General features: G+C 71.4%; 16 protein-coding genes. 4 read left to right on the top strand and 12 right to left on the bottom strand.

Going from position 1 to position 23,837, the window contains the following annotated elements; genetic code table 11:
- Position 1: 1 nt before the first annotated feature.
- A complete protein-coding gene (locus tag AC156L_RS06310) occupies positions 2 to 5,956 on the bottom strand; it encodes an amino acid adenylation domain-containing protein (protein ID WP_330876328.1) in 5,955 nt (1,984 codons plus the stop codon).
- Positions 5,953 to 7,137, bottom strand: a complete 1,185-nt coding sequence (locus tag AC156L_RS06305; protein WP_330876327.1) for a cytochrome P450 — start codon at positions 7,135 to 7,137, stop codon at positions 5,953 to 5,955. Before AC156L_RS06305 ends, AC156L_RS06310 begins: the two co-directional genes overlap by 4 nt.
- Before the next feature lie 307 nt (positions 7,138 to 7,444).
- Between AC156L_RS06305 and AC156L_RS06300 the strand changes: the two genes are divergently transcribed.
- Positions 7,445 to 8,845, top strand: coding sequence for a DHA2 family efflux MFS transporter permease subunit (locus AC156L_RS06300; protein WP_330876326.1), 1,401 nt, complete (start codon positions 7,445 to 7,447; stop codon positions 8,843 to 8,845).
- Between the two features lie 68 nt (positions 8,846 to 8,913).
- Complete coding sequence (locus tag AC156L_RS06295; protein WP_330876325.1) at positions 8,914 to 9,906, top strand: TauD/TfdA family dioxygenase; 993 nt, start codon at positions 8,914 to 8,916, stop codon at positions 9,904 to 9,906.
- A gap of 84 nt (positions 9,907 to 9,990) precedes the next feature.
- On the opposite strand, the gene AC156L_RS06290 is transcribed toward AC156L_RS06295, so the two are convergent.
- The 10 genes from AC156L_RS06290 to AC156L_RS06245 form a co-directional block, all read right to left on the bottom strand.
- A complete protein-coding gene (locus AC156L_RS06290; protein WP_330876538.1) occupies positions 9,991 to 10,419 on the bottom strand; it encodes a GNAT family N-acetyltransferase in 429 nt (142 codons plus the stop codon).
- Between the two features lie 24 nt (positions 10,420 to 10,443).
- Entirely contained in the window at positions 10,444 to 11,661 is a 1,218-nt protein-coding gene (locus AC156L_RS06285) for an MFS transporter (RefSeq protein ID WP_330876324.1), read from the bottom strand.
- A complete protein-coding gene (locus AC156L_RS06280; protein ID WP_330876323.1) occupies positions 11,658 to 12,851 on the bottom strand; it encodes an ATP-grasp domain-containing protein in 1,194 nt (397 codons plus the stop codon). The genes AC156L_RS06285 and AC156L_RS06280 overlap by 4 nt, the downstream gene beginning before the upstream one ends.
- A gap of 61 nt (positions 12,852 to 12,912) precedes the next feature.
- The gene (locus AC156L_RS06275) at positions 12,913 to 13,869 is read right to left on the bottom strand and encodes a cupin-like domain-containing protein (RefSeq protein WP_330876322.1); all 957 of its coding nucleotides are present in this window, start codon (positions 13,867 to 13,869) and stop codon (positions 12,913 to 12,915) included.
- 16 nt (positions 13,870 to 13,885) lie between these two features.
- Positions 13,886 to 14,590: an alpha/beta hydrolase gene (locus AC156L_RS06270; protein WP_330876321.1), complete on the bottom strand. Its 705-nt coding sequence runs from the start codon at positions 14,588 to 14,590 to the stop codon at positions 13,886 to 13,888.
- A gap of 21 nt (positions 14,591 to 14,611) precedes the next feature.
- A complete protein-coding gene (locus tag AC156L_RS06265) occupies positions 14,612 to 15,205 on the bottom strand; it encodes a GNAT family N-acetyltransferase (protein ID WP_330876320.1) in 594 nt (197 codons plus the stop codon).
- Complete coding sequence (locus AC156L_RS06260) at positions 15,202 to 16,749, bottom strand: AMP-binding protein (protein ID WP_330876319.1); 1,548 nt, start codon at positions 16,747 to 16,749, stop codon at positions 15,202 to 15,204. Before AC156L_RS06260 ends, AC156L_RS06265 begins: the two co-directional genes overlap by 4 nt.
- Positions 16,749 to 18,722, bottom strand: coding sequence for a class I tRNA ligase family protein (locus AC156L_RS06255; RefSeq protein ID WP_330876318.1), 1,974 nt, complete (start codon positions 18,720 to 18,722; stop codon positions 16,749 to 16,751). The genes AC156L_RS06260 and AC156L_RS06255 overlap by 1 nt, the downstream gene beginning before the upstream one ends.
- Positions 18,719 to 19,747 (bottom strand): NAD(P)/FAD-dependent oxidoreductase, encoded by a 1,029-nt coding sequence (locus AC156L_RS06250; protein ID WP_330876317.1) that lies wholly within the window; start codon positions 19,745 to 19,747, stop codon positions 18,719 to 18,721. The genes AC156L_RS06255 and AC156L_RS06250 overlap by 4 nt, the downstream gene beginning before the upstream one ends.
- Positions 19,744 to 21,060 (bottom strand): lysine N(6)-hydroxylase/L-ornithine N(5)-oxygenase family protein, encoded by a 1,317-nt coding sequence (locus tag AC156L_RS06245; protein WP_330876316.1) that lies wholly within the window; start codon positions 21,058 to 21,060, stop codon positions 19,744 to 19,746. Before AC156L_RS06245 ends, AC156L_RS06250 begins: the two co-directional genes overlap by 4 nt.
- Positions 21,061 to 21,683: 623 nt before the next feature.
- Between AC156L_RS06245 and AC156L_RS06240 the strand changes: the two genes are divergently transcribed.
- Positions 21,684 to 22,712, top strand: a complete 1,029-nt coding sequence (locus AC156L_RS06240; protein WP_330876315.1) for a saccharopine dehydrogenase — start codon at positions 21,684 to 21,686, stop codon at positions 22,710 to 22,712.
- Positions 22,705 to 23,802 carry a saccharopine dehydrogenase C-terminal domain-containing protein gene (locus AC156L_RS06235; protein WP_330876314.1) on the top strand — a complete coding sequence of 366 codons (1,098 nt, stop codon included), beginning with the start codon at positions 22,705 to 22,707 and terminating at the stop codon, positions 23,800 to 23,802. The genes AC156L_RS06240 and AC156L_RS06235 overlap by 8 nt, the downstream gene beginning before the upstream one ends.
- Positions 23,803 to 23,837: the final 35 nt, after the last annotated feature.

Raw genomic sequence — 23,837 nt, 5'->3', positions numbered from 1 at the left:
GTCAGGCCCTCCGGGTCGTGTCGGCCGCGACGAGTTCCGCGAGCGTGGTCGGCGCCGTCCGCACCAGCGGGATCGACGCCGTCGGACGGGTGGTCACGTCGGCGACCGCGGCGGCCAGGTCGCCGAGCGTCTCGTGCTCGAACGCGAGCCGCACCGGCACCTCCACCCCCAGCTCCGCCGACAGCCGTGCCACGACGCGGGCCGCGGTGAGCGATTCCCCGCCCTCGCGGAAGAAGTTGTCCGTGACCCTCGGGTCGCGGACGCCGAGCAGGTCGGTCCAGATCCCCGCCACCAGCCGCTCCAGCTCCGTCCGGGGCGCGCGACCCCTGCCGGAGCGCGCGGTGCTCGGCGCGGGCAGCAGCTCGCGGTCGAGCTTCCCGTTGGGCAGCAGCGGGAGCGCGGCCAGCTCGACGAAGTGGCTCGGCACCAGGAACCGCGGCAGCGACCCCGCGAGCCGTGCCCGCAGGTCGTCCACGTCGACACCGGTGCCGTCCGCCGGGACGACGTAGGCGACCAACCGCCCCGAGTGGACGGTGACGTGCGCGTCGGACACACCGGGGTGGCGCTCGATCGCGGCCTGCACCTCGGTCGGCTCGATCCGCAGCCCGCGCAGCTTCACCTGGTCGTCGGCCCGGCCCGCGAACACGAGTTCGCCGTCCGCGCGGCGCCAGGCCAGGTCGCCGGTGCGGTACATCCGGCCGCCCGGCGGCCCGAACGGGTCGGGCCGGAAGCGGTCCGCGGTCAGACCGGGGTCGCCGTGGTAGCCGCGGGCCAGTCCGGCACCGGCGATCCAGAGCTCACCGGTCACCCCGGCGGGCACCGGCGCCCCGGTCGCGTCCAGGACGTGCAGCCGGACGTTGCGCAGCGGCCTGCCGATCGGCAGGATCCCGTCGGCGGGCGGGGGAGTCGGCACCACGTACGCGCTCGCCGCCACGCTGGCCTCGGTGGGGCCGTAGGCGTTGACCACGTAGCAGCCGTCCAGCCGCTCCGCGAGCCTGCCGTACGTGCCCGCCGCGATCGGCTCGGTCGCCAGCGTCAGCCCGCGCAGCGCGGGCAGCGCGGGCGCGCTCGCGGCCTCGGCGACCATGAACGGCGCCAGGTACCCGGCCTTGATGTCGTGCTCGGCCAGCCAGGACACGAAGTCGGCGGGCACCGTGCGCCGGTGCTCGGGGACGACGTGCAGCTCGGCACCCCGGCCCAGGGCGAGGAACAGCTCCGGGACCGACCCGTCGAAGCTCGTGCTCGTCCACAGGCTCGCCCGCTCGCCGCGCGGGACCATCTCGGCGAACGTGCTGTCGCCCAGCAGGTTCACCACGCCCGAGTGCGGCACGACGACGCCCTTGGGACGCCCGGTGGAGCCGGAGGTGTAGATGACGTACGCCGGGTTCGCCGGGTCGACCCTGGTGCGCGGGTCCTCGTCCGGCAGGCCCGCGACGGCCTCGTCGAGCGCGGTCCCGAACTCGGTGAGCACGACGGTCGCCCGCGAGTCGGCGAGCATGAACGCGCGCCGCTCCTCGGGGTAGGCGAGGTCGATCGGCAGGTACGCCCCGCCCGCCTTGAGCACCGCGAGCAGCGCCACCGGCAGGTCGAGGCAGCGCGGCAGCAGGACGGCGACGACCTTCTCCGGCCCGACCCCGCGCGACCTCAGCCACCGGGCCACGCGGTTGGCGCGCGCGTCCAGCTCCGCGTAGGTGAGGCTCTCGCCCTCGTGCACCAGCGCGGTGGCCTCCGGCGTGCGCCGGACCTGCGCCTCGACGAGCTGGTGCAGCAGCCGCGGACCGTCGTCGGACGCGGCCGTGTCGTTGAGCCCGGCGATCTGGGCGTGCTCCTCCTCGGTGAGCAGGGGGAGCGCCGAGATCGGTGCGCCCGGAGTGGACGCGACACCGGCCGCCAGCGTCCGCAGGTGCCCGGCCAGCCGCACCACGGTGGCCTCGTCGAACAGGTCGGTGCTGTACTCGATGGTCGCGGTGATGCCGCCGCCGCTCTCCTGCTCCAGCGAGAACACCAGGTCGAACTGGGTCGCGCGGCGGTCGACGTGCACGGGTTCCGCGTCGAGCCCCGGCAGCCGCAGACCTTCGCCGGGGGTGTTCTGGAGGGCGAACAGCACCTGCACCAGGGGCGGGTAGCTCAGGTCGCGGGCGGGTGCCAGCTCGTCGACCAGCTTCTCGAACGGGAGTTCCTGGTGGGCGTAGGCGGACAGCGCCGTCTCGCGCACCCGGTCGACCAGGTCGTCGAACGTCGGGTCGCCCGCCAGTGACGTGCGCAGCACCAGCGTGTTGACGAAGAACCCCAGCACCCCTTCGAGTTCCGGTCGGAGCCGGTTGGCGATGGGGGTGCCGAGCACCACGTCGTGCTCGCCGGTGTAGCGGTGCAGCACGGCCTTGACCGCCGCCAGCAGCACCATGAACAGGGTCGCCTCCCGGCGCCTGGCCAGTTCCTCCAGCGCGGACACCAGGTCCGGCGCCAGCGTGAACCGGTGGGTCGCGCCCCGGAAGGACTGCGCGGCCGGACGCGGCCGGTCGGTCGGCAGCGCGGGCAGCTCCGGCGCCCCGGCCAGCTGCTCCCGCCAGTAGGCGAGCTGGCCCGCCAGCACGTCGCCGGTCATCCGGTCCCGCTGCCAGTCCGCGAAGTCCCGGTAGGACACCGGCGGCGCGTCCGGCAGCGCCTCGCCCGCGTACGCGGCGGCCAGCTCGCGGTAGAACACGCCGAGCGACCAGCCGTCGGACACGATGTGGTGGACGGTGATCAGCAGGACGTGGTCCCGCTCGCCCATGGCCACCAGCAGTGCGCGCACCAGCGGCGGGGCGGTGAGGTCGAACGGCCTGCGCGCCTCCGCCCTGAGGGTCGCGTCGAGGTCCTCGCCCGGCGGCACGATCGGCAGCACGATCGGGACCGGCTCCACGACGACCTGCCTCGGGCCGCCGTCCACGGTCTGGAAGCCGGTCCGCAGGGCCTCGTGCCGGGCGACGAGCACGTCCAGCGCGGACCGCAGCGCGTCGACGTCGAGCGCGCCCCGCAGCCGGAAGCCCAGCGCCAGGTTGTTGAGCGCGTTGCCGGGCTGGAGCCGGTCCAGGAACCAGAACCGGTCCTGCCCGAACGACGGCGCGCTCGCGCCCTCGTGCCGCCTCGCCCGCACCGCGGGCAGCCTCCTGCCACGACCCGTGCCCGCCAGGCCGCGCACGACCTCGGCCAGGCCGGCCACGGTGGGGCCGTCCAGCATCTCGCGCAGCGGGAGGTCGACCGAGAACGCGGTGCGCATCCGCGACACCACCTGGGTCGCGAGCAGCGAGTGCCCGCCGAGGTCGAAGAAGTTCTCGTGCACGCCGACCTCGTCGACGCCGAGCACCTCCGACCACATGCGCGCGATCAGGTCCTCCACCGCGCCCCGGGTCGACCGCGCGACCTCCGCCGCGGCCGTCCTGCCCGGTGCGGGCAGTGCCGCCCGGTCCACCTTGCCGGTGGGGGACAACGGGAACCGGTCCACCACGACGAACGCGCTCGGCACCATCTGCGGCGGCAGCGCGGTCCGCGCCAGTTCGCGCACCAGCGCGGGCAGCCTGCGGCGCAGCCTGCCCGCGCGCGGCTCGTTGGCCAGGACGTCCGGCCGGTCGAGTTCTCGCTGCGCCACCAGCGGTCGCGGCTCGGTGGCGGGGGAGAAGACGACGTCCATCGCGTCCACATCGGACAGCAGCACGTCGACCGTGCGGCCCGCGCCCTCGGCGAGCACCCACAGGTCCTCGGGTTCCACCCCGCCCGCCGTCAGCCGCGCGTTGGGCACGCGGGCCACGGCGAGCAGGCGCGTGCCCGCCACCAGCGCGGCCAGTCGCTCCAGGTCACCCACGTCGGACCAGTCCAGCCACTCGACCGGTTCGGCCGCCGAGGCCGGGGCCACGTGCAGCACCACGTCGTAGCGGTAGCGGGTCAGCTCGTTGGCGACGGTGCCGCGCTTGTGCCGCACCTCGACGTGGCCGATCCGGTCGAGGAGACCCGGCAGCGCCCGGAACCACGCGGGGTGCACGACCAGCTCGTCCTCCAACTCCGGGTCGTCGCCGACCGAGTCGTGGAAGTGCTCCAGCAGGGCCAGGTTGCGCACGTCGGCGACCACGACGACGCCGCCGTCGCGGACGCGGGAGGTGACGTCGGTCAGCACCCGCAGCAGGTGGTCGAGGTCGGGGAAGAACTGGACGACGGACTCCAGCAGCACCATGTCGACGGGGTCCGGGTCGATCCCGGACAGGTCGTCCGCGGCCGTGAGCACCAGCTCCAGCTGGTCGATCCGCTGGCCGTCCCGCGACATCCGGGTGCGGAACCGCTCCAGCGCCGACGCGGAGAAGTCGGTCGCGACGTAGCGCCGGGTCTCGGCCGCGAGGTCGCGCGCCACGTTGCCCGCGCCGCAGCCGATCTCCAGCACGCTGTCGTGCGGCAGCCCGCGCAGCAGGGGCAGCGTGCTCAGCCGCCACTCCTCCATCTCCAGCTCGCTGAACGGCTTGCCGTAGCTGCTGGTCCAGCGGGTCGCGTCGATGCCGGGACCACCGGCACCCGGCCCCGCGTAGGTCTCGTCGAACAGCGTGCGCCACAGCTCGGTGGCGGGCACGTGCTCGGCCGCCCGCGCGCCGGGCAGCAGGTACGCGACCAGCCGCTTGTCGCCCGGCCGCTCCTCGCGCACCGCGGCGACGACCGCGTCGAGCGCCGGGTGCGCGCGCAGGGCGTTCTCGACCTCGCCGAGCTCGATCCGGAACCCGCGGACCTTGACCTGGTCGTCCACCCTGCCGACGAACTCCAGGACGCCGTCGGGCCGTCGGGTCACCAGGTCGCCGGTCCGGTACATCCGGCTGCCGTCCCCGGCGAACGGGTCGGGCACGAACGCGAGCGCCGTCTGGGCGGGCCGCCGCCAGTACCCGAGCGCGACGCCGGAGCCGCTGATGTGCAGCTCGCCGGTCGTGCCGTCCGGGACCGGCCGCATCCGCTCGTCCAGCACGTGCAGGACGGTCTCGTCGATGGCCGTGCCGATCGGGACCGACCGGGCGCCGGGGTCGACCGCGGTGACCTCGTGCACGGCCGCGAACGTCGTGGCCTCGGTGGGGCCGTAGCAGTTCAGCAGCTCCCCGCCGCCGTGGTGGGCGAGCGCGGCGCGCATCGCGTCCGGGTCGGCGGCCTCACCGCCGACCAGGAGCCGCGCGACCGTCGCCAGCGCGGTCGCGTCCGCCCGCACCACCTCGTTGAACAGCGACGTGGTCAGGAACATCGTGCTGATCCGCGTGCGCCGGACGAACCGGGCCAGGTCGCGCGGGGAGACCAGGACGTCCTTGGGCAGCCCCACCAGGCACGCGCCGTTCAGCAGCGCGCCCCACACCTCCAGCAGCGCGGCGTCGAAGGAGAAGTGCGCCGCGAACGCGACCCGGTCGACCGGTGAGACGGTGAGGTAGCAGGCGTCCACGACGAGCCGCACCACGCCCCGCTGCGGTACCAGCACGCCCTTGGGCAGCCCGGTCGAGCCGGAGGTGTACATCAGGCAGACCGGGGTGGTCGCCGACTGGCCGCCGGGGCGCGCGGGCGACGCCGCGGCGATCCGCGGCCCGTCCACGTCCAGCCGCACGACGGCGGTCCCGGTGGCGGGCAGCAGATCGGCGAACCTGCGCTGGGTCACCACGGCGGCGAGGCCGACGTCGCGCACCATCCAGGCGAGGCGCTCGGCGGGGTAGGTGACGTCCAGCGGCACGTACACCGCGCCCACCTTGAGGATCGCGAGCGCGGCGACCACCATGTCCGACCGCTGGTCGGTGCAGATCCCCACGAACGCGCCGCGGGCCACCCCGGCCTCGACCAGGTGGTTGGCCAGCCGGTTGGCGCGCGCGTCCAGGTCGCCGTAGGTCCACGTCCAGGGGCCGAACTCCACGGCGGTCCGCTCGGGGTCCGCGTCGACCCGCGCCTCGAAGAGGGTGATGAGGTCGGTCATCGGACGGCCTCCAGCGCCACCGGCAGGCTGCTCACGCCGGAGAGGAAGTTGGAGTGGAAGTACCTGGGGGCGCCGGTCTGCCGCACGGAGCGGACGGACGAGCGCAGTTCGTCGAGCAGCACACCGATCTCCACGCGTGCGAGGTGGGCACCGAGGCAGAAGTGCGGGCCGTGCCCGAACGCCAGGTGCCGGTTGGGCTTGCGGCCGAGGTCGAGCCGGTCGGGGTCGGTGAACACGCGCTCGTCGCGGTTGGCCGAGGAGGTCCAGCCGGTGACGACGTCGCCCTCGGCGATCGTCACGCCGTCGATCTCGGTGTCCACCAGCGCGGTGCGGCCGAGGTGGGTGGTCGCGGTGGTCCACCGCAGGACCTCCTCGACGGCCTCGTCGAGCCCGACGTCACCGGCGCGCAGGGCACGCCACTGGTCGGGGTGCTCGATCAGCGCGAGCACGCCGCCGGTCATGGTCAGCCTGGTGGTCTCGTCGCCGCCGAGGATCAGGCTGTAGCAGTTGAGGACCACGTCCGCGTCGCTGAGGTCCACGCCGTCGACCTGCGCGGTCGCCAGCAGGCTCACCACGTCGGCGTGCGGGACGTCGCGCCGCTGCGCGGCCAGTTCGGCGAAGTACAGCAGGATCTCGTTCTTCGCCAGCCAGGAGTCGTCGGCCGAGTGCCCGCCCTCCTCGGAGCCCAGCGCCTGCTTGGTCTGGTCGAGGATGAACCGCCGGTCCTCCTCGGGGACGCCCAGCAGGTCGCAGATCGTGGCGAGGGGGACGTGCGCGGCCACGTCGAGCGCGAAGTCGACCTCGCCCGCGGCGAGCGCGTCGTCGAGCAGCCCGCGGGTGGTCTTGCGGACCTGGTCCCCGATCGCGTCGAGCGCGCGCGGGGTGAACGCCTTGAGCAGCAACCGCCGCAGGGCCGCGTGCCGGGGCCCGTCGGTCACCGGCAGCATGCTGCCCGCGCCGGAGTCCCCGCCCGCCAGCAGCGTGTCGAGCACGTTGCCCCGCCCGGAGGTGAAGCGGTCGTCGCGGTGCAGCGCGAGCACGGCGTCGTACCGGCTCAACACCCAGAACCCCCTCCTGCCACCGGACCGGGCGTGCCAGTGCACGGGCTGTTCGGCCCGAAGCTCCCGCCACGCGTCGGTGAGGTCGTTCTCGGCGTGCGTCCCCGGATCACTCAAGTCCATTGTGGACAGTTGTGCCGCGGATGGTCTAGGCCTGTCGTGCATGACGATCCTTTCTCGGGACCGTCGTCAAGGCGTGCGTCGTCGACGGCGTTCCACGTGGCACTGCCACGGCGAAAGGTTGCTACTCCCCAGTAGTTGCCCCAGTGTCGCCGGGTTCGGTGGAACCGCGGCTTCTTTCCGACTATGGCACAACAACACCAGGGTTCGCACCCGAGCCGAAGGGGTGTTTTCGGCTCCGCGCAAGAGTGTTGACGTACGGGCGGTGACCCGCCATGGTGTCTACAAGTGACTCTGGGGAGATGCCACCATGCCAAGTGATGTGTCGGAGGTCGAGCGGATCGACCGCCGCCTGGTCGTGCTCGGTGCCGTCATCGCGGTGGGCACCTTCACGGCCGCGCTGGACGCGACCATCGTCTCCGTGGCGCTCAACGGCATAGGCGCGCACTTCGCGACGCCGGTGTCGACCATCCAGTGGATCATCACCGGCTACCTGCTCGGCATCGCGACCGTCATCCCGGTGACGGGGTGGGCGGTGGACCGGTTCGGCGCGAAGACCATGTGGCTGTCCGCACTGGGCCTGTTCGTCGGTGCCTCGCTGCTGTGCGGGCTGGCCTGGTCGGCGGGTTCGCTCATCGCGTTCCGCGTCGTGCAGGGCTTCGGGGGCGGGATGATCGTGCCGCTCGCGCAGATGATCCTCGCCCGCGCGGCCGGTCCGACCAGGGTCGGCAGGCTGATGGCGCTGGTGACGATCCCGACCCAGTTCGCCTCGGTGTTCGGCCCCACGCTGGGCGGCCTGCTGGTGGACACCGTCGGGTGGCGGTGGATCTTCTACATCAACCTGCCGATCTGCCTGGTCGCGGGCGTGATCGCGGCCCGGATGCTGCCCGCGGACGAGGGTGCGGGGGACAAGACGCTCGACGTCGTCGGCCTGATGCTGCTCTCGCCAGGCCTGGCGCTGCTGGTCTACGGGCTGTCGCGGGTGCCGACCTCGGGCGCGACCTCGACCGCCGTGCTGGTCTCCGTGATCGGCGGGCTCGCCCTGCTGGGGGGCTACGTCGTGCACGCGCTGCGCACCACGGTGACGCCGATCATCGACCTGCGGCTGTTCTCGTCCCGGTGGTTCTGGACGCTGTCCGCGATGATGGTCGTCTGCGGGACGATCCTCTACGGCGCGGTCTACCTGTTCCCGCTGTACTTCCAGCAGGCGCGGGGACACACCGCGCTCCAGGCCGGTCTCGACGTCGCGCCGCACGGCGTCGGCATGCTGCTCATGCTGTTCCTGGGCGGGAAGCTGTCCGACAAGCTCGGTCCGCGCCCCGCGATGCTGGCCGGTCTCTCGGTGATGTCGCTGGCCACCCTGGTGTTCGCCCTGCTGCCGTCCGACCCGCACCCCGTGCTGCTGTGGCTGGCGCTCCTGGTGCGCGGCGCCGGACTCGGTCTCGCGGTGAGCCCGCTGATGGCCGCGGTGTTCCAGGGCGGTCTGCCCGACTCGGCGATCCCGCGCGCCTCCTCCGCGATGAACATCCTGCAACGGGTGGGCGGTTCGTTCGGCGCCGCCCTGTTCGCCGTCGTGCTCCAGTCGCAGATCGGCTCGGGCGGCGCCGAAGCCTTCGGCGTCACGTTCTGGGTGGTCACGGGCGTCACCGTGGCCGCACTCCTGCTCACCTGGTCGCTGCCGCGCGGTCTGCCCGGAGCCCAGCGCTCCTAGCGGCGGCACCCGACGAGGACTCGACCACCACTGCCGCGCGCCACGGGCGGCGGCCGGGAAGGACTGCCATGGCTGAGCACACCACCGCCGGGCTGGAGATCACCGAGGGACTGCTGGTCGACGGACGGACGATGCCGCTGGTCGTCGAGCCGGTCGGATCGCCCCCCGACCTGGTGGACTGGGCGTCCGACGCCCGCGACCTGCTCCAGGACCGGGTCTCGACCTACGGCGCCGTGCTGCTGCGCGGGTTCGGCGGCGTCACGGCGGAGGCGTTCGAGCGGGTCGTCCGGACCGTCTGCGGCGAGCCGCTGGACTACGTCGAGCGCTCCTCGCCGCGGCACGCGGTGCACGGCAACGTGTTCACCTCGACCGACCACCCGTCGCACGAGCGGATCTACCTGCACAACGAGCAGTCCTACAACCTCGTCTGGCCGCTGCGGATCTGCTTCTGCTGCCTCACCGCGGCGAGCGGGGGCGGCATGACGCCGATCGCGGACTGCCGCCGCGTGCACGACCGGATCCCGGCCCGCATCAGGGACGACTTCGCCGAACGCGGCTACCTCTACGTGCGCAACTTCGGCTCGGGCCTCGGCCTGAGCTGGCAGGAGGCGTTCCAGACCGACGACCCGGCCGAGGTCGACCGGTACTGCGCGGCCAACGGCATCGAGACCGAGTGGCGCTCCGCGCGGGAGCTGCGCACCAGGCAGCACCGCACCGCGGTGTCCCAGCACCCGAGGACCGGGGAATGGGTGTGGTTCAACCACATCACGTTCTTCCACGTCTCCACGCTCGGCGCGGACATGGCGGCGGCGCTGACCGACGCGCTCGGCGCCGACAACCTGCCGAACAACACCTACTACGGCGACGGTGCCGAGATCGAGCCGCACGTGCTCGACGAGCTGCGCGCGGCCTACGACGCGGAGATGATCGAGTTCCCGTGGCGGGAGGGGGACGTCCTGCTGCTCGACAACATGCTCGCCGCGCACGGCCGTGCCCCGTTCACGGGCGCGCGCAAGGTGGTCGTCGGCATGGCGGACCCGTTCTCGGCGTCGCCGCGCTGACCCCGAGGCCGGTGCGGCGCGGTCACCCGCGACCAGCGCGAGAGGCCCTCGACCAGTGCGGTCGAGGGCCTCTCGCGTGCGGTGTCAGTCGAACTTGTACTCGTAGGTGATGAAACCCCGGAACCTGGCCACCTTGTCGTAGAGCGCCCTGGCGAGGGCGTTGTCCTGCTTCGTGTTCCAGTACAGCCGCGACAGCCCGCGCTCCTCGGTCTCCCGCGCCACCCGCTCGATGAGGGCGCGTGCCGCACCGTGGCCCCGCGCCCTCTCGTCCACGTACAGGTCCTGGAGGTAGCACGCGCCGGGCGACCAGACGTTGGCGTGGAACAGGTAGTGCACGATGCCCACCACCTCACCGTCCAGCCGGGCCGCGAAGCCGAACAGCTCCGTGCCCTCCCCGAGACGGCGCCACGCCTCGTCGTACCCGGTGTCCGGCACCTCGGTGTCGTAGAAGTCCTTGTACGCGCGGGCCAGCACCTCCCATGCCGCTCGATCGTCCTGACGCAACGGGCTCACCTCAACCATGCGTCGATCAAACCATCACTTGCCCGCCAGGGACGTGCCCCGCAAGCTCTGGGTGATCACGGCGAACACCACGGCGAGCCCCGCGGCGGCCACCCAGAACCAGCCGCCCCGGCCCTGGTCGACCAGGTAGCGGTACGCGGCGACACCGGCACCGGAGCCCAGCGCCTCGCCCAGCGCGGTGCTGATGGCGAACAGGCTGTACCCCACGGCCCGGCTCTCCGGGTTGATCAGGCCGACGATCAGCACGTCACCGCTCGGCACGAACATCATCTCGGCGATCGTGAACAGCACGACGAACAGGACCGCGCCGAGGTAGCCCGGCACCAGCTGCGGCGTCAGGAACGACACCGCGAACAGCCCGTACGACAGCACCACGATGGTGAGGGCCCTGCCCTTGGCGACCCTGTTCGCGAAGCGGGTGACGAACAGCTGGAGGAACACCACCAGCAGCGCGTTGCCCGTGTAGAGCCAGCCCAGCAGCCTCGGTGACCCCAGCGTGGACGAGACGTACACCGCCAGCACGGTGAACAGCTGGCCGTAGATGATCCAGTAGAACGAGTTGATCAGCAGGAACCGGCGCATCCCCGGCTCCACCAGCACGTCCAGGTACCTGCGGAACGAGGTGGCCTTGGTGGTCCGCCGCGTCCGCACGGTGTCGCGCCGCAGGAACGCCACGACGCCGGCGGCCACGTAGATCGCCGCGATGGCCAGCAGCACCTGGTCGTGCATCTCGCGGTCGACGAAGAACAGCGCGACCGGCGCCGCGACCGCGGCCGCGATGTTCACACCCATGCTGATCAGCGAGAACAGCGTGGAGTGGTTGGCGATCCGGTCGCTGGCCGCGGCCGCGAGCTGCTTGGTCGCCAGCGCGTTGATCGAGATGCCCGCGCCGGCGAACGCGAGCGACAGCACGGTCATCGTCATGCCGGAGGAGAAGCGGAGGCTCACGAAGCCCACGCCCGCCATCGAACAGCCGAGCAGCACCGACTGCGCGGCCGGCATGCGGTCGAGCCACGGCGCCAGCGGGATGTTCGCGATCTTGTTGGTGAGCGAGAACACCACGACCAGCGCCGCGATCTGCGCCGTGTTGAACGAGGCCGCCGTCAACGCGACCACCAGCGTGGACACCACGCCGTAGTACCCCAGGTACACCAGCAGGTAGTGCGTGACGACGTAGGTCGTCGCCCGGCGCGTGTAGGCGCTGTCGACGGGCGGCGGTGCGGTCCTGGTCATGCCAGCGGTTCCACCTTCACCCGCACCAGGCGACGAGCGGCCTCGGCGTTCGCGACCGCGTCCTCCGGGTCGTCACCGGTGCACAGCACGTAACCCTGCCGGGAGTTGGACGACTCCAGCGGCCCGAGTTCCTGCCCCGGCTCCAGCGAGCACACCACGCGCACCACACCGCGCGCGCCCTCGGCCGACGCGACGTCCTGGACGTCGAGCACGCGCACGTTCTCGTGGCCGAAGAACCGGATCGCCGCGGCGGGCGCGACCGGGGTCCTGGCCGGTGCGGGCAGCCCGACCTGCCGGGCGATCCCCTCGGCCATCAGGTCGATGCCGCTCACCATCTCGCACAGCTCCCAGACCTGGTCGCCACCCACGCGGGTCTGGGACTCGATGAGCTTCGGCCCGGCCGCCGTCACGCGGACCTCGGTGTGCACGGGGCCGGTCGTCTGGCCGATCAGGTCGAGGAAGTCGAGGATCAGGGTCTCGACCCGCGCGCGCACGGCCGGGTCGAGGCGGGCGGGCACCTGGTGGCCCAGCTCGACGAACCGCGGCAGCTCGGTGGTCAGCTTCTCGGTGATCATCGCGATCTCGTGCGCACCGTCCAACGAGATCGTCTCCACGCTGTACTCGGGACCGTTCAGGAACTCCTCCGCCAGCACGGTGCCCGAGGCGGCGGCGCTGGTCCACGCCCACCGCTCGTCGAGCTCGTCCTCCGCCTCGACGACGAAGACACCCTCGCTGAGCCCGCCGTCGGTGGGCTTGAGCACGATGGGATCGCCACCCAGCTCGCGGAAGAACGCGCGGGCGTCCTCGAGGGTCGCGCACACGCGGTGCCGGACGGAACTCAGGCCGTGCTCGTTGAGCAGCGCGCGCGTCCTCGTCTTGTCCCGCGTCGCCAGCACCGCGCGGAGGTTGTCGCCCGCGATGCCGAGATCGCGGGCGATGCGGGAGGCGGGCTCCAGGCCGTACTCGGTGAAGGACACCGCGGCGTCGAAGGGATCGATGGCGTGCCACGCCCGCGCGACCGCGGACAGCTCGCCGAGGTCGCGGTAGTCGAGCACCGCGTAGCGCTCGGCACCGCCGAACTGCCGCTCGTCCACCATGCGCGGGATCTGCACCATCGAGTACCGAACCCCGAGCTTGTCCAGCTTGTCCAGGGTGGAGCTGGGTCCACCAACCACCAGAACGTGCTTCACCACGAATCTCCTCGGAAAGTCGAGTTCCCCGGACCCGTGGGGGTCCGGGGAACTCGTGCGACTACGGGCGCAGCCTCGACAGGTCGACGCCCAGACGGTCGGCGAACGCCCGGCTGCGGGACATCAGGACCGGCACCAGCTCCGGGTGCGTCTCCTTGACCTCGTCGAAGTTGAGCAGCAGCGCGAGCAGCTCGTTCATCCGCTGCTTGATGTGCACCCGCAGGTGCGCCTGGTCCAGGCACTTGCGGCCGAGGCCGATCGAGTTGCTCAGCAACTGGATGCGGTGGAACCAGTTCGCGGGCAGGTACAGCAGGTCACCCGGCATGAGGTCGAACTGGTGCAGCTGGGTGTCCGGCGAGCTGAGCAGCCCGTCCCAGTCCGGCTTGCCGTCCGCGCCGAGGCGCAGCTCGGCCTTCGGGCCCATGACGTACCAGCGCTTCGAACCGACGATCTGCGCGTGCATCACGTCGACCGAGTACGAGTCCTGGTGCAGGCGGGTGACGCCACCCTCCTGGCCCAGCCACAGCTGGTGGTTCGTGGAGGCCTTCTCGCCGTAGAGGTCCTGCCGGAAGTCGTACTGCGCGACGTCCAGTTCCGGCATGTCGGCCGCGATCTGCGGCGCGTTCGTCTGGTAGTACCACTCCTGGAGGTACAGGGGCGATTCGGTGTTGCCCTCGTTCTCCTTCAGCAGCGTGACGAACTCGGGGAACGTGACCGTGCGCGCTTCCTTCGAGTTGTAGCTGTTGACGGTGACCTTGACGTCCGGGCACCGCTGCGCGAGGTGCTCGAAGGACCAGGTCTGCACCGACGGCCAGTCCTTCACGAAGCCCTTGAGCACGACCGGGCGGAGCCGCGTGCGGTACTCCTCGTCGAACTCCTCCTTCGACAGGCCGCCGCGCGTCTCCAGGACGGGCGCCGAAGCCAGCGCGTCCACGAGGGGGCCGGACTGGAAGCCCGCCTCGACGGCGTCCTGGCTCTCCCTGTCATGGCGTCGGAGAATGTTTTCCTCGATGACCACTCGATTGCCTTTCGTGTCAGCGTGAGATGTGTGCGGAGACGACCTGCAGAATCGCCTTGTGGACGTCGTTCAGGACGGTGTCCTGTGCAGGGAGCCAGCGGTGGACGAAGTGGTCGCAGTCGAGTTCGACGACGTCGACCGATCGGGCGCGCACCGCGTTCGCGACGTACCCGTCCACGACGTCGGGGGGCACGACCTGGTCGTGCGTGCCCGCGATGATCAGCAGGTCGCCGTCGAACTCCCGGATCCCCGCGAACGCGGGGGAGTCCGGGTGGTTGCCCGGCTTGGCGAGCGTGTCGTAGAAGCGGTCGTCGTCCGAGCCCGCCGGGTACGCGGCGGGCACGAACAGGACCAGTGCTCGTGGCCGCAGCTCGGGCACGAGCGCCGCACCGAGGTGCGCCCCCATGCTGGTGCCGATCACCACCGGCGCCTCGTCGGAGCCCAGCTGGGCGGCCGCCGCCCGCGACTCGGCGAGCCGGATGCCCAGCGTGGACTCCTCCAGCACGCCCGTGCTGTCCCCGTTGCCGGAGAACTCGAAGGTCAGGGACCCGTGACCGTGTTCGGCGAGCTCGTCGAGCAGGTAGCGGACGCCGTGCCGGTCCGCGGTCGGCCCGAGCCCGTGCAGGTGCACGACGCTCGGGGCGCGCCCGTCGTCGCCGAGGACCTTCGTGGCGGCGAGCCGGTGCTCACCGACGACGAACGTCAGTTCTTCCGTGTTCATTGTCCTCCCCCGGGTTTCGCCTCACGTGCCGAGCGCGGAAAACCGCTCCTGCCGCACGGACGGCCATTCGTTGCGCAGGATGCTGTAGTAGACGACGTCGCGACGGCGCCCACCGGGCATGTAGTTGAAGCTGCGCAGCACGCCTTCCTCGGTCGCGCCGATCCCCTTGAGCCCGTCGCGGGCGCCGGTGTTCAGCACGTCGGTCTTGAACTCGACCCGCTCGCAGCCGAGCTCGCCGAACGCGTGGTCCAGCAGCGCGAGCTTGGCCCCGCGGTTGACGCCGGTCCGGCGCGCCTCGGGTGCCACCCACGACCAGCCGATCTCCAGCCTGCGGTCCGCCTCGTTGAGGTTGCCGTAGGCGGAACTGCCCATGACCCGACCGGTTTCGCGGTCGATGATGGCGAACACGATGCGGGTCCCGGTGAGCGTGTCGCGCACCGCGGTCTCGATGAACTGGTCGAGGTCGTCCTGCGTCGAGATCCGGGACACGAAGTACGTCCAGATGCTCTCGTCGAAGGAGATGCGCTCGAACGCCTCCCTGTCGGTGATCCGCACCCGGCGCAGCTCGACCCTGCTGTTGGTGAGGACCAGGTCCGTGAACTTGTCCCAGCTCATGCGTGCTCCTTGACTTGCTCGGTGACCAGCAGGGGGACGTCGTCGGGCAACGCACCCGCGTAGATCGACTCCAGTTCGGCCGCGTAGCGGGTGTGGATGTCCTTGCGCCGCGGCTTGAACTGGCCGGTGAGCATCCCGTTCTCGATGGAGAACCGCTCCGCCGCGAGCACGACCGCCTGGACGCGCTGCTCCTCCAGCAGGCCCTCGTTGAGCGACCGGACGAACCGGCGCAGGTCGGCCTCGTCGACGTCGGGTGAGGCGGGCGACACGACCGCGGAGAGGAACTGCCTGCCGCTGCCGTGCAGGACGCACTCGTGGACGGCCGGGTGTTCGCGCACCAGGTGCTCGATCATCGGCGCGAGCACGTTGTACCCGGTGCCCAGCGCGATGACGTCGTCCACCCGGCCCTGCACGAACAGGAAGCCGTCGTCGTCGACGTACCCGACGTCGTAGGTCTTCACCTCACCGGTCGGCAGGAACGTCTTCTCGTTCACGCCCGGAGCCGACCAGGTGTACCTGGTGTTGATCGGGTGCGTGCTGCCGACGATGAGCACACCGTCCTGGTCGAACCGGACCCTCTTGCCCGGCAGCACCCTGCCGACGCTGCCGAGCCGGAACGCGCCGGGGTGGTTCTTCGAGACGATGCACGTCTCGTTGAGACCGTACCCCTCGTACAGCGGCACCCCGTTGTCGTTGAAGAACTCCAGCACGGCCCGGCTCGCCGGCGCGGAACCGGTCCACAGGTACCGGATCCGGCCGCCGAGCCACTTCTGGATCACCTCGGTGCCGGGGGTGGCGCCGGTGGCCTCGATGCGCGTCTTCACGTCCTCGTAGAAGCCGGGCACGCCCATGACGACGGTCGGCGCCGCGAGCGGTGCCACGTCCAGCACGTCGTCGACGGACGCGAGCGTGACGTCGTGCCCGAAGACCAGCGCGGAGTAGATCCAGTACCGCTGCTGGAGGAACCAGTTGCCGAGGAACACCAGCAGGTTGTCGCCGTCACCGTGGGCGAACATGTCCTGCGTCGCGTCCAGCGCGCTGTTGACGCTGGCCACGGTCGCCTCAAGCCCCTTCGGCATGCCGGTGCTGCCGGAGGTGAACTTGATCGCGCAGATGTCGGCGGCGTCGTAGCCGGTGTGCAGCGGCTCGCTCTCCGCGCCGTCACCCGCCCAGTCGGCGATGACGGCGATGTCGAGGACCACCCGCCCGTCGGCGTCGGGGGAGTCGGTGAACAGCGCGGAGAGACCGAAGTCGCGCACGACCTCCTCCGAGTCGAACCGCCCCGGTTCGAACCCCGCCGTGACGGCACCGAGCTTGAGCACCGCGATGTCGAGCAGCACCCACTCGCGGCTGTTGCGGGCCATGATGCCGACCCGGTCGCGGCGGCCGATCCCGAGTTCCCGCAACCGCAGCGCCACCGCGGTGGCCCGTGCGTCGACCTCGGCCAGGCTCAGCGACCGGAGTTCGCCCTCGTGCGCGTGGTGGAAGCGGTGCCGGGTGTCGGTGTTGCGCTGCAACGCGATCGCGTTGACGACGTCGAGCATCAGGCGGTCCCCCCGTGGAAGAAGGTGACCCCCAGCTCGATCGGCGTGCCCGCCGGGACCAGTTCGACCGTGGTCGGCCAGGTGGTCGCCCCCGGCAGGCCGAGCGCGGCGGTGAGCCGGGCGGCGAAGCCCGGCATGACCGGTGCCGCGACGCTCGCCAGCAGCCGCGCGGCCGCCAGTTCGAGCGCGACGACGCTGCGGGTCTCGTCCTTCCAGGTGTCGATGCCCGCGACCTGGTGCTCCAACTCGGCGAACTCGCGCACGTCCCGCACGATGCCGTCCAGTTCGGCGGCGGCGCGGTTCAGCGAGAAGCCGTCCGCACCGAGTCCGCCGGTGACCGCGGACAGCCGGTTGGCCAGCTTGTCGAGGAACGCGACGTGCTCCGGCGTCCACACACCCGCGTCCGGCACGACGCCGCCGTACCACTCGCGCACCCGACCGTCGAGCTCGTGCAGCCAGCGCTGCCACGACCCGATCAGCGTGTCGCCGAGCACCTGGTCGTACCGGGTCGGGTCGAAGTTCGTCCGCCTGCCCTCGGACCGCGTGCCCGCGAGGAAGTAGCGGACCGCGTCGACGCTCTCCGGGGTCAGCACCTCCTTGCCCCAGATGGCGTGCTTGCGGCTGGTCGAGAACTTCTCGTTGTTCAGGAGGAGGAACTCGTTGACGTGGTAGTCGATGTCGGGCTGCCAGGACGGGAACGCGAGCGAGTAGAGCACGGGGTAGAGCAGCGCGTGGTAGAAGCTGTTGTCGTAGCCGAAGAAGTGGACGACCTTCCAGTCCTGCTCGGGTGCGTCGGCCTGCCACCCGGTCTGGAGCTTCCTGCCGAGCGCCTCGATGCCGTGCAGGAACCCGTACGCCATCTCCGGCCACACCCAGATGACCTGACCGTCCACACCGGACTCAGCGGGCGGCACGCCCCACTGCGAGGGGTGGGTGATCGGCAGCTCGAACTCCTCGCGGGCGAACACCCGGTGCGTCAGCTCGCGCAGCCGCGCGGGCACCCGGCCGAGGTTGTGGTGGGCGGTGACCTCCTTGCGGAACTCGTGCAGCGGCAACGAGTACCGGGTCGACACGCCGTGCGCGGCGGGGTTCCCGGTGCGCCGCGTGCGGGGGTCGACCAGGTCCGCGCAGACGTTCGGCTCGCCGCACTCCTCGCAGATGTTGCCGTTCGTGCCGTTGCCGCAACCGGGGCAGCCACCGGACACGCCCACCTCGTAGAGGTACTCGCCGGTCTCGTCGTCGAGCAGCGCGGGCGCCTCCAGCGGTCGCACGACACCGGACTCGACCACGCGGGAGAAGAAGCGCCGCAGGCCCGCGCGGTAGGTCTCGTCCGCGTTCGTGACCGTGTACTGCTCGACCTCGATGTCCATCATGCGGAGCGTCTCGGCGATCTCGGACGAGAAGTGCGCCGCCGTCTCCGCCGGGGACCTCCCGTCGCGCTCGGCGCGGTCGACGACGTAGCTCTGGTAGTCGTCGCTGCCGGTGAGGTGCCAGGCGTTGACGCCGTTGAGCCGCTGGAACCGGACGAACGCGTCCGCGCCGAGGTACGGCCCGGACAGGTGCCCGAGGTGCAGGTCGCCGTTCGGCGTCGGCGGCGTGGAGAAGACGAAGACGGGGCGGTCGCCGAACCGGTTCCTGCCCGCGGCCGCCGAGGTCGCCTCCGCGGGGTCCCGCCAGTACAGGTCGAAGAAGATCAGGTCCTCGTCGCCGGTGTTCTCGATGACGTGGGTCTCGAACGGCTCGAACCGGACGACGGTGCCGGGCGCGACCGGGCTGCGCCTGCCGTCGACGACCAGCTCGCCCGTGCCGCGGACGATGACGAAGACCTCGGTCTCGTCGTGCTGGTGCGGATCGCTGGAGGCACCGGGGACGACCCGGCCCCAGCCCGCGCCGGGTCCGAACCCGGACTCCGAGCTCATGTCGATGCCGAACGCCTTGGACAGCTCGTCGGTGTTGTACTGGCTGACGATCACGCGCTGATCCTTTGTCCTGAGCCGATGCGGAGTAGGTCGGCGGTTTCCGCCGCGATGGCCGGAGCGAGCCGGTATCCGGAGCCGTTGGCCGCGCCCGCGAAGACGACCCGACCGCTCGGGTCGACCGTGCGCACGAGCGGCTCCCCGGTGGGGCTGTAGGCGTCGCAGAACACCCGACCGGACGTGGTGCGCTCCACGAGCCGCGGCGCGAGCAGCCCGAGCACCTCGCGTCCTTCGGCGAGCGCCCGCTCGCTGAGCCCGTCGGTGAACTCGTCGGGCACGACGTCCCAGTGCTTGCTCGTGAAGCTGAAGAGCTGGTGGCCGCGGTGCGCCATGGGCAGCAGGAACGCGTCGACGTCCTGGAACACGACGAGGCGGTCCTCGGCGGTGGGCACCTGGTCGACGTGCAGCGCGACGACCTGCTTCACCCGCACGCCCAGCGGTTCGAGGAGGTCGCGCCAGGCGGGCGCGTGCACCCACGGACCGGGCGCGATGACGACCCGCCCCGCGAGCAGCGACTCGCCGGTGCCCAGCCGGAGCAGCACCCCGTCCGGCCCCGGCTCGACGGCCGTCACCGCGACACCCTCGCGGAACTTGACCCGCGACCGCAGCTCACCGGCGAGCACGGTGGTCAGCGCGCCGACATCGGCGTAGTGGCACCCGGCCACGTCCCAGGAGCCGTCCGGCCGCTCGGTGGGCCGAGCCAGTTCCAGGTACGCGCCGGTCACGGCCGCGGCGTCCGCGGACACCACCGACGCGGCGAGCGGGAAGATCGGCAGCGCCGGGTCGGACTCCGCCAGCCGCTCGTAGTGGCGGTGGCTGTACTCGGTCATCCGCCGCACGCGCGGGGTTGCCCCGCGCGGGAAGTGCACGCCCGCGGACCTCCTGCTGGCTCCCGACCCGGCGATGTCGCGGTCGAGCACGGTGACCGCGAGGTGCGGTGCGCGCGCGACGAGTTCGCGGGCGATGAGGCAGCCCACGATCCCGCCGCCCACGACCGCGACGTCGACGTCGGGCCCGCTCATCCGAACACGACCTTCGTGGCGTCCTCGGTGCCGAGCTTCGCCGACCACTCGATGAACGACGCGAGCTGCTCGTCGCTGCGGACACCGCGCAGCCGGTCGACGACGCGCTGGCTGCGCCACGCGATGAGGCTGAGGTTCCGGTCGGGCAGGCCCCGCTGCGTCGGTGCCGCGTTGTGCAGGAACACGTTGCGGTCGGAGGGACCGTCCCACCGCACGATGAAGTCCTTGTCGATCCTCAGCTCGGCGCCCTCGCGCTCGAACCGGTGCGCGATCGGGTCGAGGAAGTCCGACGGCGCGGACCGGAACCCGGTCGCCCACACGATCACGTCGGCGTCGACCTGCCCCACCACACCGGGGTGGTTGCTGTTCGACACCTTGATCGCCAGGTCGTTCTGCCCGCTGCCGGGACCGACGTCGAACACCTCGCGGTTCGGGTAGAGGGCGACGGCGTCGTGTGCTCCCTCGATGAACCTGAGCACGTAGATGCGCTGGTAGATCTCCCTCAGGGTGGCTTCGGAGATCCCGTCGCTGGCGAGCACGTGCTGGGAGATGAACTCCTCCCGCTTGGCCCGGTCGAGGTTGAAGAAGTAGTCCGAGTAGCTCGGCACGAAGAAGTCGTTGGTGAACGGCGAATCGTCGATCGGGAAGTAGTTGCGCCGCCTGGTCACCCAGGACACGCGACGCGGCCGCTCGTGCTCGGGCCTGCTGATGAGGTCGAGGAACGCCTCGGCGCCGGACTGCCCGCCGCCGACCACGCACACCCGCTTGCTCCGCAGGTTCGCCCCCAGCTCGACGATGTCGCTGACGTGGAACTGCTGCTCACCGAGCTGCGCGACGGCGGGCACCCACGGCTTGGTGCCGACGCCGACGGAGATGTTGTTCGCGGTCAGCGTTCGCTTGTTGGTCCGGACGACGAAGACCTGGTCGAAGTCGACGGAGAGGACCTCCTCGCCGAAGACGACGTTCTCGTTCTGGTCGCTCGCCCAGTGCATGTAGTTGCGGAACTCCTGGCGGGGCACCGCGTCGAACTGGGCGTTGATGAAGTGGTAGATCTTGCCGCACGAGTGCAGGTAGGACAGGAACGAGAACTTGCTCGTCGGATCGGCCAGGCTGACCAGATCCTTGAGCATCGACACCTGAAGCGTCGCTCCTGGTAACTGTTGACCGTCGTGCCAGCCGAATTCAGCCCTTTTTTCCAGGAAGAGGTTCGTGATCTCCGGACGGGAGTGCAGAAGTGAAGCCAAACTCAGGTTGGCCGGGCCAGCGCCAATTCCAATACAATCGTAGTGCGTGCGCACAGAAGCATCGCGCATTGCAAAGACCCCCATAGTCCATACGACCCAGGAACGCGAACGCGCAGGGCAGGGCAAGGCGCGCGACCGACGGTTCACGAAGGTCGCGCAGCACAACGCGGGGCTGCCGAAACCGGCCGCCCGACGTTATGGAAAAGATCGTCTACTGATGCATATCGACTTCGTGCGACCACTCGGTCGAAGTCGCAGAAAAAAGATCAACCCCAGAGCTCAAAGCTTCTCCCCAGACGGATGAGCACCTGATATTCCCCTCGTTCGAGGCTACAGCGGCCGCGCGCCCATTTCAACCAAGTTACGAAAAAACGTGGTACCGGCCGTGGGGCTGCCCGATATTTCGGTAAGCCGCAGTGAGGGGGTGGAACCGGTTGCGCCAGGGGGAGGTGGTGTGCTGGGCGCGGGCGCGGCCCGGTCCGAACCCCCCGCGTGGTGGTCGGATCTCGTTGTCGACCACAGTGGATCATGGTAGTTTCGGCACCCGTGCGGTGGGGGGAACCGCGGTCCGGGAACCCCTTGGCCTGTCGGGAAATGATGTCCCGCGAGCGCGTGCGACCATCCGTCGATCGATCCGACGACGACGTCCCGCCCCCGAACTCCGCACCTCTGTCTCGAAAGGACTCTTCGCGATGACCCGGTTGTGGATCCGAGGGGAAGCTCGGGCGACGGAGCGGCGCGCGCCGGTCGTGCCCGAGGACGTGCACGTCCTCGTCGAGGCCGGGATCGACGTGACCGTCGAGGCGTCGGCGCAGCGGGCGTTCCCGGTCGAGGACTACCGGGCCGCGGGCTGCGACGTCGCTCCCGAGGGCAGTTGGGTCGACGCGCCGTCCGACGTCGTCGTGGTCGGGCTGAAGGAACTGCCCGACCACCCGGGGGAGCTCCGCCACCGGCACGTGTTCTTCGGACACGCCTTCAAGGGCCAGGCGGGCGCCCGCGACCTGCTCGACCGGTTCCACTCCGGTGGCGGAACGCTGCTCGACCTGGAGTACCTGACCGACGACGCGGGACGACGGCTCGCGGCGTTCGGCTACTGGGCGGGCTACGTCGGCGCCGCACTGGCCGTGCTGCACGCGCGCGGTCGCCTGTCGGCACCGCTGCTGCCGACCACCCGCGCCGACCTGGACGCCGCGCTGCGGGTGCCGGGCGATCCGCTGAGGGGTCTGGTCATCGGCGCGCTCGGCCGCAGCGGGCGAGGCGCGAGGGACGCACTGGTCGTCGCGGGCCTCGTCCCGACCGAGTGGGACCTGCCCGAGACCGCGAACCTGGACCGGGCGGCGCTGATCGGGCACGACGTCCTGGTCAACACGGTGCTCACCACCCGCCCGTCGCCCCCGTTCCTGACCGACGCCGACCTGGACGCGCCGGGGCGTTCGCTGCGGGTGGTCTCGGACGTGACCTGCGACGTGACCTCGCGGCACAACGTCCTGCCGGTCAACGACCGCGTCACGTCCTGGGACGAACCCGCGCGCAGGCTGCGCGACGGGGAGCGGCCCGTGGACGTGATCGCGATCGACAACCTGCCGTCCCTGCTGCCCGTGGAGGCCAGCGCGGCGTTCTCCGCCGAGTTGACGCCCCAACTGCTGGACCTCGACGCCGCTCCGTGGCGCCGAGCGGTGAAGCACTTCCACGACGCGGTGAAGGAGAACGTCGATGCCTAGGGTGCACTGGGTCGGGACCGGCCTGTCGACCGGCAGCGGTGTCCGCGTCCTCAGCGAGATCGCCGACGTCGTCGTGCACGGGCGGACGGCCGCGAAGGCAGCGGCCTGCGCGGAGCGGCTCGGACTGGCGGGCCGGGTGGGGACGGCCGCCCTCGACGACCTCGCTCCCGCCGCGGGGGACGTCGTGGTCTCGATGCTGCCCGCCACCGAGCACGGGCGACTCCTCGGGGTCTGCCTCGCGGCGGGCGCGCACTTCGCCAACACCAGCTACGTGTCCCCCGAGATCGCCGAGCAGGCCCGCGACGCCGGGGTCGTGGTGCTCACCGAGGCCGGGCTCGACCCCGGCATCGACCACCTCCTGGCCCACAGCCTCGTCGCGGAGGCGCGAGCCGCGGTCGAGGGACCGGCGCGGGTCGCCTTCACCTCCTACTGCGGTGGCATTCCGGCCGTGCCCAACGACTTCCGGTACCGCTTCAGCTGGGCGCCGCGCGGTGTCCTCACCGCGCTGTGCTCGCCTGCCCGGTACGTCGAGGACGGCACCGAGCGGATCGCGGACAGGCCGTGGGAGGCGGTCCGCCCGCACGTCATCGGCGGAGAGCGGTTCGAGGTCTACCCCAACCGGGACAGCGTGCCGTTCGTCGCCCAGTACGGGATGGACGCGGGGTGGACGCTGGACGAGTTCGTCCGCGGCACGCTCCGCCTCGACGGCTGGCAGGCGGCGTGGCAACCGGTCTTCGCCGAACTGCGCGGTGGTGACCAGGACCGGATCACCGAGCTGGCCGAGGAGCTGGCCACTCGCTACCCGACCACGAGCGCCGACCGCGACAGGGTCGTGCTGGCCGTGGCGTTGCGGGTCGACGGCGCCGACGGGACCTCGTGGTCCGGCGAACACGTGCTCGACCTCGTCGGCGACGACGAGGACAGCGCCATGGCCCGCCTGGTCTCCACGACGGCGGCGGTGGGCGTCGGCGAGATCCTCGCCGGACGGCTGCCCGCGGGTCTCCACCGAGCCGCCGAGAGCCCCGGTGACGCCGAGCGCTGGCTCGAATCCCTGCGCGCGCACGGGATCACCACCCGGTCCCACCGGTAGGCCGGTCGCGGTCCGAGGTCGCCCCGAACAGCGCG

The organism is Umezawaea sp., from assembly GCF_057122925.1.
Note: the sequence above shows the minus strand (reverse complement) of the source record. Positions and strands in the feature narration are given on the sequence as shown.

Coding starts and splice junctions, on each gene's coding strand:
- AC156L_RS06235 (WP_330876314.1), top strand. CDS start 22,705: ATGCCTAGGGTGCACTGGGTCGGGACCGGCCTGTCGACCGGCAGCGGT.
- AC156L_RS06300 (WP_330876326.1), top strand. CDS start 7,445: ATGCCAAGTGATGTGTCGGAGGTCGAGCGGATCGACCGCCGCCTGGTC.
- AC156L_RS06295 (WP_330876325.1), top strand. CDS start 8,914: ATGGCTGAGCACACCACCGCCGGGCTGGAGATCACCGAGGGACTGCTG.
- AC156L_RS06305 (WP_330876327.1), bottom strand. CDS start 7,137: ATGGACTTGAGTGATCCGGGGACGCACGCCGAGAACGACCTCACCGAC.
- AC156L_RS06285 (WP_330876324.1), bottom strand. CDS start 11,661: ATGACCAGGACCGCACCGCCGCCCGTCGACAGCGCCTACACGCGCCGG.
- AC156L_RS06310 (WP_330876328.1), bottom strand. CDS start 5,956: ATGACCGACCTCATCACCCTCTTCGAGGCGCGGGTCGACGCGGACCCC.
- AC156L_RS06260 (WP_330876319.1), bottom strand. CDS start 16,749: ATGCTCGACGTCGTCAACGCGATCGCGTTGCAGCGCAACACCGACACC.
- AC156L_RS06265 (WP_330876320.1), bottom strand. CDS start 15,205: ATGAGCTGGGACAAGTTCACGGACCTGGTCCTCACCAACAGCAGGGTC.
- AC156L_RS06250 (WP_330876317.1), bottom strand. CDS start 19,747: ATGAGCGGGCCCGACGTCGACGTCGCGGTCGTGGGCGGCGGGATCGTG.
- AC156L_RS06240 (WP_330876315.1), top strand. CDS start 21,684: ATGACCCGGTTGTGGATCCGAGGGGAAGCTCGGGCGACGGAGCGGCGC.
- AC156L_RS06270 (WP_330876321.1), bottom strand. CDS start 14,590: ATGAACACGGAAGAACTGACGTTCGTCGTCGGTGAGCACCGGCTCGCC.
- AC156L_RS06245 (WP_330876316.1), bottom strand. CDS start 21,060: ATGCGCGATGCTTCTGTGCGCACGCACTACGATTGTATTGGAATTGGC.